Here is a 10,161-nt window from a genome sequence, read left to right on the forward strand (position 1 = left end):
GCAAGACTCTTCTATGGTTTGTGTCAAGCCATGATTGTCTGCAGCCTCCGGTAGAGCTGGCGTGCGACATAGCGTTTGAGGCAGCGCCGGATCTCACGTCGGTTCATCCCTTCGGAGGTTCGGCGCTCAGCGTAGGCTCTTGTTCTCGGGTCGAACGTCAGCCGTGTTCTTGCGATGACGTCCAGTGCGCGATTCAGCTGCCGGTCGCCGTTGCGGTTGAGCCGGTGTCGTGTGGTGTTTCCGGAGGACGCGGGGATGGGGCAGGCGCCGGCGAGGGCTGCGAAGGCGGCTTCGGAGCGGACCCTGCCGTGATGTGAGTAGGCTGCGAGGACCAGGGCTGCAGTCACCGGTCCGACCCCGGCTTCGTTTTGCAGTCCGGGAGCGAGTTGTTGAACCAGTTCGCCCAGGAGTGCTTTGTTTTCTTTCAGCGAAGCGGTTGAGGTCAGGATTTCCCGGGCGAGTCGGCGGGCTTCGTTTCTTGCCACTGCGACCTGGATGGGGTCGGCGGCTCGCGGCCGCCACGAGGCAACGAGTTCAATCTGCGCGTCCATCAGTGCACGCCGAGCATCAAGGCCCAAGTCGGTCGTCCGGACCAATGCGTTCAGCGCGTTGCGGTTGATGGTTCGTGCAGTGTCCAGGCGTCGTCTTGCGGCCAGGAGTACTGTGAGTGCTTCGCGGGTTCCTTCGGCTCGCGGCCGGACAAGCCGGGCGGTGTCTAATGCGTGCGTGGCGCGGGCTGCGGCGATGGCATCGATGGCATCAGACTTGCCCCTGCTTCCACGTGAGCCGCGCCGGGGCGGCCGGGCTTCAACCACGTGCAGTCCACTCCCGGTGAGTGCTCTGGTCAGGGCGGCGCCATAGGAGCCGGTGCCTTCGACCGCGACGATGACGGAACGCTCTGGCCCGCCAGCACGATGTATCCACGCGGCAGCTCTGTTGATGCCGCTCTCGCTGGCCGGAAAGGTCTTGGTTTCCTCGATAGCTCCAGTTCTGGCAGCCATCAGGGCGTAGGTGTGGGTGCGGGAGTGAGTATCCACTCCGACGATGAATTCGTACGTTTCCGCCACCATGGTCATGGGGCTGGGCTCCTTCCCGTAGTCGGTACCTGTGCGGTGCCAGTCCGGCTGGAGCTGCGTTGAGGCACTTCTCTAACGGGTCACGGCGCTCCCATCGGGGGAGCCCGGACAATCTTCTATCAGGCCATCAGCGCGGGCGGACCGGCGCAGGCCCGTTCCGAGGTGGACGAGTCTTGCTAAAGGCACCGAGCCTGATGAGGTTCGGGCCAGAATTTCCATGAGTCACACCCCGGAGGGGCCTGCACCAGCCTCCCAGCCAGCACCAGACCAGCCAAGACCATTAGAGAATTTCCAGTGGCACAGGGTCAGAGGCAGCCACGTGCTGACCATGGACATTCCCACCCACGCCAATGCCCTCATGGTGGTGCTGCCCCACAGCGAACCGCACCCTGACGCCGTCGTCCTGCTGCACGCCGCCACCGTGCTGGGACTTCAGCTGGCCCGCATCGTCCTTTCGCTGGAGGGCCGGCACCGGCTTGCCGGCGAGTTCCTGCTGCAGGCGCTCGACGGCCGGTTGGGGAGCGTGGAAATGGAACGGAGGCTGGCCGCTTTCGGGGTCCCGCCGCAGGATTTTGTGGTCGCCTCACTGGCAGCCGACGACGGCGGCGGGTTGGCAAACGTGCACGTCGAGCTCTGGCGGCACGGAGTTCCTGCCGCTGCCCTGCGGCGGAACAACCGCCTGCACGTAATTCTTGCCGGCGACGTGGCAGACGAGCTGCTCGTCCACTGCGCCGGCCCGGAAACAACCGTGGGAATCAGTTCAACGGCAGCGGCTGCGGGCCTGCAGCATGCGCTGCAGGAGTCCCTTTGGGCGCTGGGATCGGCCAGGGCGAACAACGTCGGCCTGGCCCGGTACGCGGAGGGACCAAGTTGGCTGGGCCTGACGAAGGTTGAAGAGGGTGCGGCCTTGGTACGTCGCCTTCTGGGCCCCGTCTTCGACTATGAGCAAAGGCAGGACGGTGACCTGATGTTGACGTTGAAGACCTACCTTGACCTGCAGCGCTCATGGCAGAAAACCGCCACGGCGTTGTTTACCCACCGGCAGACCGTCATGTACCGGATCCGGAAAATCGGTGAACTGACGGGCCTGGACATGGCTGAAACATCCACGCTGGCGCAGTTGTGGATGGCCCTCCGGATTCACGAAGCCATGCATCCCTGACCGCGCTCAACACTGCTGGGGTCTGTGTTGTTGCCCGGTTTGGTGCCGCCCCTGGTTCTTGAGGTTCCGCCGGTGCAGGGCGACGGCGAGAACCAGCAGGGGAACATGTATGGCCGGCAGATTATGGGCAAACCAGCGGGGCAGGTAGATGTCCGTGACAGATCCGGCTGGATCACCCAGCCGCCGCGCCAAGGGGGTCAACGGGCACTGAAAACCATTGCCAACGAAGATCAGCGTTTCACCCGCCACAACTGCCGCGGCCGCGGCCGCCCGCTTGTCGGTCTTCCCGCGGAATCCTGCGTAGAGCAGATAGACCATACAGGCTTCGATGCTGAACCAGGCCGCAGTATGAAACGCCTTAACGGCTCGAAGGGCAATGCGGGTTCTTCCCATGCCCTATACAAGAACACGGCCGGCGGCAGCCGCTTTAGGGTATTCCGGCCCCAAAGGCGTCGCGCATGCAGCCAGGTATCCGAAATGGAAGCGTTGCAACCGCCGGCAAGTACCGGGTCTCCATGAAACGCGTACCGGTTACTCGGGCGCATGGGAGAAGGCGCAAGTAAAGTCGTTACCGGAGCTGGCGGCGAGGGTGTTCGTCTGAGACCACGGATACCTCCCCCAGCCGTCGCCAGCTCCTCCAAAGCACGTCCTGACCGGATCCGGGCATGGGATCGATGATCACGTGAATCTCAAGATTGACACAATAAGTCCCGATGCTGGACAAAATGTCTTCCCCCTGATCCTTTCGTCTCCCTAAAGTGAATCTACGGACACGGCCGGGGATCTTCCTCAACAATCAGGGCAAGGGGGACGCATGAGCACGGGTATTCCGATCGCGGGCAACGAACCATCACCCGCGACGCAACGCGGCGGCTCCGCGCCTGTTCCTGCTCCACCGCGGACCCGCTTGGCCAAGCCCAAGGCAGTAGCGCAAACACCGCGCTCCGCCCGGAGGGAACACGAGATGCAGCAGCTGATCCGCGATCTCGCCGCCCTTGCATCGAATCGTCGCCCCCGGGTTTCATAGCTGCATTCCCGCGGCCAATCCGCCGGCGCGGCGGGAGCAGCCGGCAAAGAAGAGCGCGGGCAGTGCCCCATCCCGGTCCCAAAGGCCCTGTCCGCACCGTTCCGGTAGTCCTAACCTGTCCTCACCACAACGAGAAGGAGGCACCAATGCGGACAGCAGAAGAAGTGACGGAGTCCATGCAGGTTCATCGACTTTCCGAAAACCTCATGAGTCATTTGGCCCGGGGCAGGGAGTGGGCCACCCCGGGCGTCCAGGCGGCGCTCCAGAGAGCCGTGGCCGGCCTGGATACCGGAATTGAGACTGCCTCCCCGCGGCTCCAGACGCTCCTGCGGCGGTTGGCGGATGAAGTTGCCGGCGGTGTGGAAACCTTGACCCCCCGGGTCCAGCAGCAACTTAGGCGGGTCGGACCAAACGCATCCGGCCGGGTGGGGAAGCGGGTTCCCGCCCGCGCACGGAAGCGGACCTCCATGTCCCGGTGGTGGGTCGCAGGAATCCTTGCCCTGGTTGCCGGTGCAGCAGTCTGGCGCTCCAGGCTGGCATCCACACGGACGGCCGCATCGTCAGCGAGCCAGGAAAAGGAATTCGGCGACACGGATCCAAACGTCGATGCGGACCTCACCACGCGCCCGATGTAGGAACGGGTCCGGGAAGGGCGCGGCAGCTGACCCACATTCACCTCAGCCTGCCAAGCTGAACCGCAGCCCGTGGCCCTTGCGGTTAGAGTGATTTGAGCTGCGGGTACAGTTCGTCAATTCCGGCGCTCAGGCCCGCTTTGATCAGTGCTGAGGCCTCGTCCGCAAGAACTTCATGGTCCCCGGCTTCGAGGGCGTCGAAGACCCGGCTTACCAGGACTGCGGGCGGGAGTTTGGGGTCCGTCGTGTGCACGGCCATGGCGGTATCGACCCATCCGAGGTGGACGCCGAGGACGTGCACGCCCTCTGGGGCGAGGTCGAGCCGGAGGGCGTTTGTGGCTGACCACAGGGCGGCTTTGGAGACGCTGTAGACGCCGGCCGTTGCGTACCAGCTCAGGAGCGAGTGGATGTTGACCATCGCCGTTGCTTCCTGCCCTTTGAGCACGGACGCGAAGGCGCGTGCCAGGTTGAGTGGCCCGAAGAAGTTGGTCTCCATGGTGGAGCGGATGTCTTGTTCAGGCAGGGTCAGCAGGCTGGCAGTGGCGGGGGAGGCGCCGGCGTTATTAATGAGCACCGTGACGTCGGGTGCTGCGTCCACTGCTGCCCGGATAGAGGCGGGGTCGGTGACGTCCAGGGTGAGGGGCACAACACGTTTGTCGTCCCAGGTGCGGGGGTTGCGGGCGGTGGCGTAGACCTTGGCGGCGCCGCGGGCGAGGGCTTCGCGGACGAACTCTGTTCCGATCCCGCCGTTTGCCCCGGTGACCAGGACGATTGCGTTGTTGAGGGAAGTCATGGTTGGTTGTCTTTTCTATGAGGGTGCCCGGGTACTGGGGAGTTCTGCCATATGAAGGCAGCGGTCGGTAGGCCGGTCAGGCGGGGAGGATGGCTGCTACCTGGTCCCGGATGTCCAGGATGAGGTCGTCCGTGGCACGCGAGGCATTGGTGGAGGCTGCCATGGTGAGGAACATGATGGCGGAAACGGTGCGGGCAAGGGTGGCTGAAGTTTCTGCGGAGGTATGGCCGTCGCGCTGCAGAACGGTGGCGATGGCGGCCTCGGTTCCAGCGGCGAGGGTGAGTGCTTCGTGGTGGTGCGGCTCGTTGGGGTCGCCGAAGACCATTTCCCGCAGGTAGGTGCGTCCGTTGTCGATTTGGGTGCGGTTGCATTCGACCACGGGCCGGACGATGGCCATGACGGCGTCGAGCGGTGCGCTGACTTCGGCGGCGCCGGCCGTTCCTTTGGTGAGGGCATGGGCGTAGGCGGAGTTCTGGACCAGCAGCAGCAGTTCACCCTTGTTTTTGGCGTACAGGAACAGGGTGCCCGCTCCGATGTCGGCCTTTTCCGCAATCTGCTGGGTGGTGACATCATCAACGCCGTGCTCGGCGAAGAGTTCCCGGGCCGCCGCCGTGATCCGGTCAAGCTTTGCCTGCTTGTTCCGTTCCCGCCGGGAGACGGGCTGGGACGCAAGGTGCATGGCGGGGTTTCCTCCGGGCCGGTCATGGTGTTGAGCTGACTTCGAGTGTAGCCAACGGAGCGAACGGGCTGTCAGCCCTGAAGGAACTTGACGGCAACCGGAACGAACTGCTGATGGAACTGGAAGATGCCGCCGTGGCCGGAGTCCGGATACATGACCAGGTTCGAGCCCGGGATGCGCCGGTGCAGGTCCTCTGACAGGACCGAAGGAACCATGCGGTCATGGTCGCCGTTGGCGATCAGGGTGGGCTGCGTGATGGTGGACAGGTCGGCTGGCTCCGCGCGGCCCCAGTTCCTGATGGCTTTCAGCTGCGCGCGGAACCCCTGGATCGTGACCGGCCGGTCACGCCCTTTGCGGCGCTCCTGGAGACGCTGGATGAACGCCTTTGCCGCGAGCTTGCCGGCGGCGTTGCGGTTGAAGAACAGGAACTCCTTCGGATCAGCCCGGACCAGGGCAGCCCGCAGGATGTCCAGGTACGTGACCCGGGCAACCTTGGCCATGCCTTTCCCGCCCCGGGGTCCCGTCCCGGCCAGGATGAGCTTCCGGACCAGGTCCGGGTGCTCCCCGATAAGGGCCTGGGCCACCATACCTCCCAGGGAAAAAGCGAAGACATCCACCCTGTCCAGCCCCAGGGCCCGGATAAAGGTGGCTGCGTCGTCGGCCATGTCCTCGATGCTGTCCGGCACCTTGCCGGTGGTGCCGCCGAGCCCACGGCTATCGAAGGTGATGACGCGGTGTTCTTTGGCAATAGGGTCAATAACCCGGGGATCCCAGTTATCCAGGTTGCCGGCAAGGTGGAGGAAGAAGACCACCGGAATGCCGCCTTGTGGCCCCAGTTCGCGGTACGCATAGGTGATGCCGCCGGCCGTGATGCTCCGGGTGGGCGCCTCGGCGTACGAGGATGCGGCGGGAGTCTGGGCGGCGCTCATGCCAGGTCCCCAATCTGGTGCTGGCCCACTCCATCCCAGCGGGCACTGCTGTGTGGGGGGTTGGTGACGACCGCTTTGCCGCGGAACCCTCCATTTCCCAGCGCCTGCAAGGCTTCAGGGAGCTGGGCAAACGGACTGGTGCGTCCGACGACGGGACGCAGCACGCCGTCGTCGACAAGCCTTGCGATGCGGCGCAGCTGCTCTCCGCTGGCGTGCATGAACAGGAATTCGTAGTGCACGCCGAGGCGGCGCGCCTGGCTGCGGAGGTTCCGGCTAAGGGCGGCGATGGCGAACCGGAGTAACGGGTTGAGGCCCAGGTCCCGGGCAAAGGCGGGGTCCGGCGGTCCCGCAATCCCGACTGCCATACCGCCGGGCCTGAGGATGCGGAGCGACTTCTCCAGGTTTTGCCCGCCAAGACTGTCGAGGACCAGGTCGTAGCCGCTGAGGATCTCTTCGAAGTCTTCGTTCCGATAGTCGATAACCGTGTCGGCTCCGAGTCCGCGGACGAACTCCACGTTGGCGGCACTCGCCGTGGCAGCCACCGTCGCTCCCAGATGCTTCGCCAGCTGGACGGCAATGGAACCCACGCCGCCGGCGCCGGCATGGATGAGGACCTTCTGGCCCGGTTGGACGTTGCCGCGCTCCACCAGTGCCTGCCACGCCGTCAAGGCCACCAGCGGAAGGGACCCCGCCTCGGCCCTGGTGATGGACGCCGGCCTGATCGCCAGGTCCGCCTCGGCGACAGCAATGCGTTCGGCGAAAGTCCCGATCCGGTCTTTGCCGGGCCGGGCAAACACCTCGTCGCCCGGCCTGAAGCCGGTCACTTTTGTTCCGACCTCGAGGACTGTTCCCGCCATGTCGTTCCCGAGCACCAGCGGCGGGGGGTAGGGGAGGATCTGCTTGAACTCGCCGAGCCGGATCTTCTCGTCGAGCTGGTTAAGCCCCGCCGCCTCCACGCGGACCAGGACATCGTGTTCACCTACTACCGGCTCAGGGACCTCGGCCAGGTGAAGGTCGGCCTTGTATTTCTTGACGACAAACGCTTTCATTCCGGCAGCGCCCTTCTTGTTGATTACACTCAATCATGAGTGTACTCATAAAAGATGTCAAGAACTCTCTTCAGCCGGCTTCAGTAGGTAATGCGGACCCCGCCGACGGCTCCCGTCCACGGAGTATCCCCCTGACCGGGCAACTCGAGATGGGCGAAGACATAGCCCTGCCGCAGTGCCACCACCCGGGAGGCGGCGCCGGCACAGTCCAGCTCCAGCTTCAGAGGTTGAAAAGGGGCGCCCGGTTGCTCCTGTCCGATGGCGACGACAGCGCCGGAGGCGCCCACACAGGCTGCCGTGACGGTGTAGTTCCCGCCCGCTGGCACTTCCGCGGTGGCGCCAAAACCCCTGACGGGACCGTCGAGCGGACCTTCCTCGAAAAGAAGGACAGCATCCGGGGTGGCCTGGAGGAGCCGGTCCAGCTCCGCATAGTTCCTGGCTTCGCGCTCCAGGATTCCTGGGTCTGCATACACCTCTGGGGATCCGGTCACCGGGGCAGGGGAGGAAGGTGTCCTCACCGGCTCGGGGTAATCGTATGAGCACGCTGCCGTCCCGGCGGTTGGAGCAAGCAGACACAGGGCAAAGGCAAGATGATGCCATCCGCGCTCCGGTGCCATGCCTCCATGGTGGGCAGGCGACGGCGTGCAAAACAACCATGCTTCTGCCGCCACCGTCCATCCCGCGTCCGCCCATGGCCAGCCGACACCCCGTACCCCGCTGGCACCCCCGTGCTGCCTTAGGATTTGGGGAGGCCTGAAGCTGTCGCTGTGCCTGGTCTCCTGAGGGGGGCCGACTGAAGGAGGATCGTGATGCGCGCAATAGTAATGGACCGGATCGCAGGACCGCTGGCGGTCCAGGAGGTGGATGTGCCGGCCGTTCCCGCCGACGGAGCGGTGATCAAGGTCTTCGCGACCGGCCTGTGCCGTAGCGATTGGCATGCCTGGGCCGGGCACGACGACATCGTCTTGCCACACGTGCCCGGCCACGAGTTCGCTGGCGTCGTCACGGCGGTTGGCCCGGACGTGGAAAAGTGGGCGGCCGGTGACCGGGTGACAGCACCGTTCGTGGAGGGCTGCGGTGCCTGTGAATGGTGCCTGTCCGGCAACGCGCAGGTCTGCCCCCAGCAGCAACAACCCGGCTTCACCCACTGGGGCTCCTTCGCCGGACAGGTCGTGATCCATGCCGCGGATACGAACCTCATAGCCATCCCGGAATCCGTCAGCTTCGAGGCCGCGGCCAGCCTGGGCTGCCGTTTCGCAACGGCATACCGGGCACTTACCGGCCAGGCACGGCTCACTGCCAACGAGTGGGTCACCATTGTGGGGGCGGGCGGCGTAGGCCTCAGCGCCGTCATGATTGCCAAGGCGCTCGGTGCGAAAGTTATCGCCGTCGACCGCAACCCAGGCGCCCTGTCGATGGCAGCCTCCCTCGGCGCCGACCACGTCCTTGCTGCGGACGGTGCCGACATTCCGGCGCAGGTGCACGCCATCACGGGAGGAAGCCACGTCTCGGTGGACGCCGTCGGCAGCGAGCAGACATGTGCTGACGCGCTCCTGAGTCTCCGCCGTCACGGCCGGCACGTCCAGGTCGGCCTCCTCCCGCCGGTTGACGGCCATCCCCGCGTGCCCATGGCCCGGGTCATCGCGTGGGAGCTTCAAGTCCTGGGAAGCCACGGAATGGCAGCAGCTGACTACCCTGGGATGCTCGCCCTCATAGCATCGGGGGCACTAGAACCGCAGAGGCTCATCGAGCGCGTCGTCGGATTGGATGAGGCCGCGGAACTGCTTCCTCGAATGGACTCGGCGAACGTTGCGGGCATGACGATGGTCGATCCAACCCGATAGCAGGCGGGATGGTTTGATTAGGGCGTGTCTGCTAAATATTCGGCTTTGGATGTTCGAGGCTGGATGGATGCTTCGTGCGAATGTTATTTCAGATGAGTTGTGGTCGGTGATTGAGCCTGTAGTCGCGACTGCAGGGGGCCGGCGAGGGCGGCCCTGGAACGATCACCGTTTGACGCTTGAGGGTATTTGCTGGCGTTTTCGCACCGGTTCGCCGTGGCGTGACCTGCCGGTTAAGTTCGGTGCCTGGCAGTCGGTGTGGGAGCGCCACCGGCGGTGGTCTGTCGACGGGTCCTATGAGCAGATGTTCGCGGCGGTAAAGACGGCAACCGGTGCCCAGGACACGGAGTTGGAGTCACTGCTCTCCGTTGATTCGACCAGTGTTCGGGCACATCAGCATGCTGCCGGAGCGCCCAAGGTGACGGTCGATCCAGACCACACAGGGGGCAGTGCCGAGTTACAAGTTTCTGCCCAGCGAGCCGGCTGACCACGCGATCGGACGCTCTCGAGGCGGGCTGACAACAAAGATCCATGCTCTTACCGACCGGGCGTGCGCGCCTGTCACGATGCTGCTGACTCCCGGCCAGGCCGGTGATAATCCGCAACTGGTGCCCTTACTCGAAGCCCATAAGATTCAAGACGCCACGCAGTTCCGGCTGCTCGCCGATAAGGCCTACTCCCATCCCTCCACGCGCACCGAGTTGAGGTCCCGCCGGATCAGGCACACCATCCCGGAGCGCTCAGATCAGATTGAACGCCGGAAGGCCAAAGGCTCAGCCGGTGGAAGGCCACCGGCCTTCGATCAGGCAATCTACAAGGAACGCAACACCGTGGAACGCGGCTTCAACCGCCTCAAACACTGGCGCGGCATCGCAACCCGCTACGACAAGTACGCCACCACATTCCTCGGCGGGGTACTACTAGGAGCGATCACAACATTCCACCGAGTACACAATTAACAGACACGACCTAG

10 protein-coding genes and 1 pseudogene are annotated in these 10,161 nt (G+C 64.6%); 4 read left to right on the plus strand and 7 right to left on the minus strand.

Annotated elements, in window-relative coordinates; all coding sequences use genetic code 11:
- Positions 1-23 precede the first annotated feature (23 nt).
- Positions 24-1,076, minus strand: coding sequence for an IS110 family transposase (locus tag ACTJK0_RS21045; protein ID WP_440746202.1), 1,053 nt, complete (start codon positions 1,074-1,076; stop codon positions 24-26).
- 328 nt (positions 1,077-1,404) lie between these two features.
- Between ACTJK0_RS21045 and ACTJK0_RS21050 the strand changes: the two genes are divergently transcribed.
- The gene (locus tag ACTJK0_RS21050; RefSeq protein WP_440746510.1) at positions 1,405-2,238 is read left to right on the plus strand and encodes a PucR family transcriptional regulator; all 834 of its coding nucleotides are present in this window, start codon (positions 1,405-1,407) and stop codon (positions 2,236-2,238) included.
- A 6-nt stretch (positions 2,239-2,244) separates the two neighbouring features.
- Here ACTJK0_RS21050 and ACTJK0_RS21055 read toward each other — a convergent pair whose 3' ends face one another.
- A complete protein-coding gene (locus tag ACTJK0_RS21055) occupies positions 2,245-2,556 on the minus strand; it encodes a hypothetical protein (RefSeq protein ID WP_440746504.1) in 312 nt (103 codons plus the stop codon).
- A gap of 855 nt (positions 2,557-3,411) precedes the next feature.
- Between ACTJK0_RS21055 and ACTJK0_RS21060 the strand changes: the two genes are divergently transcribed.
- Positions 3,412-3,900: a hypothetical protein gene (locus ACTJK0_RS21060; RefSeq protein ID WP_440746505.1), complete on the plus strand. Its 489-nt coding sequence runs from the start codon at positions 3,412-3,414 to the stop codon at positions 3,898-3,900.
- 82 nt (positions 3,901-3,982) lie between these two features.
- Here ACTJK0_RS21060 and ACTJK0_RS21065 read toward each other — a convergent pair whose 3' ends face one another.
- The 5 genes from ACTJK0_RS21065 to ACTJK0_RS21085 all read right to left on the minus strand — a co-directional run bounded on the left by ACTJK0_RS21065 (position 3,983) and on the right by ACTJK0_RS21085 (position 7,838).
- Complete coding sequence (locus ACTJK0_RS21065; RefSeq protein WP_440746506.1) at positions 3,983-4,690, minus strand: SDR family oxidoreductase; 708 nt, start codon at positions 4,688-4,690, stop codon at positions 3,983-3,985.
- A gap of 76 nt (positions 4,691-4,766) precedes the next feature.
- On the minus strand, positions 4,767-5,369 hold the full coding sequence (locus ACTJK0_RS21070) for a TetR/AcrR family transcriptional regulator (RefSeq protein WP_110543206.1): 603 nt from the start codon (positions 5,367-5,369) through the stop codon (positions 4,767-4,769).
- Positions 5,370-5,440: 71 nt separating this feature from the next.
- Entirely contained in the window at positions 5,441-6,298 is an 858-nt protein-coding gene (locus tag ACTJK0_RS21075; protein WP_440746507.1) for an alpha/beta fold hydrolase, read from the minus strand.
- Complete coding sequence (locus ACTJK0_RS21080; RefSeq protein ID WP_440746511.1) at positions 6,295-7,347, minus strand: NADP-dependent oxidoreductase; 1,053 nt, start codon at positions 7,345-7,347, stop codon at positions 6,295-6,297. The genes ACTJK0_RS21075 and ACTJK0_RS21080 overlap by 4 nt, the downstream gene beginning before the upstream one ends.
- 80 nt (positions 7,348-7,427) lie before the next feature.
- Positions 7,428-7,838: a hypothetical protein gene (locus tag ACTJK0_RS21085; protein ID WP_440746508.1), complete on the minus strand. Its 411-nt coding sequence runs from the start codon at positions 7,836-7,838 to the stop codon at positions 7,428-7,430.
- A gap of 318 nt (positions 7,839-8,156) precedes the next feature.
- Here ACTJK0_RS21085 and ACTJK0_RS21090 point away from each other — a divergent pair, with 318 nt between their 5' ends.
- Both ACTJK0_RS21090 and ACTJK0_RS21095 read left to right on the plus strand, forming a co-directional pair.
- The gene (locus ACTJK0_RS21090) at positions 8,157-9,191 is read left to right on the plus strand and encodes a zinc-dependent alcohol dehydrogenase family protein (RefSeq protein WP_440746509.1); all 1,035 of its coding nucleotides are present in this window, start codon (positions 8,157-8,159) and stop codon (positions 9,189-9,191) included.
- A 67-nt stretch (positions 9,192-9,258) separates the two neighbouring features.
- A pseudogene (locus tag ACTJK0_RS21095) lies at positions 9,259-10,147 on the plus strand (IS5 family transposase).
- The last annotated feature ends 14 nt before the right edge of the window (positions 10,148-10,161 follow it).

This window comes from Paenarthrobacter sp. 22069, assembly GCF_052046035.1.
Lineage (GTDB): Bacteria > Actinomycetota > Actinomycetes > Actinomycetales > Micrococcaceae > Arthrobacter.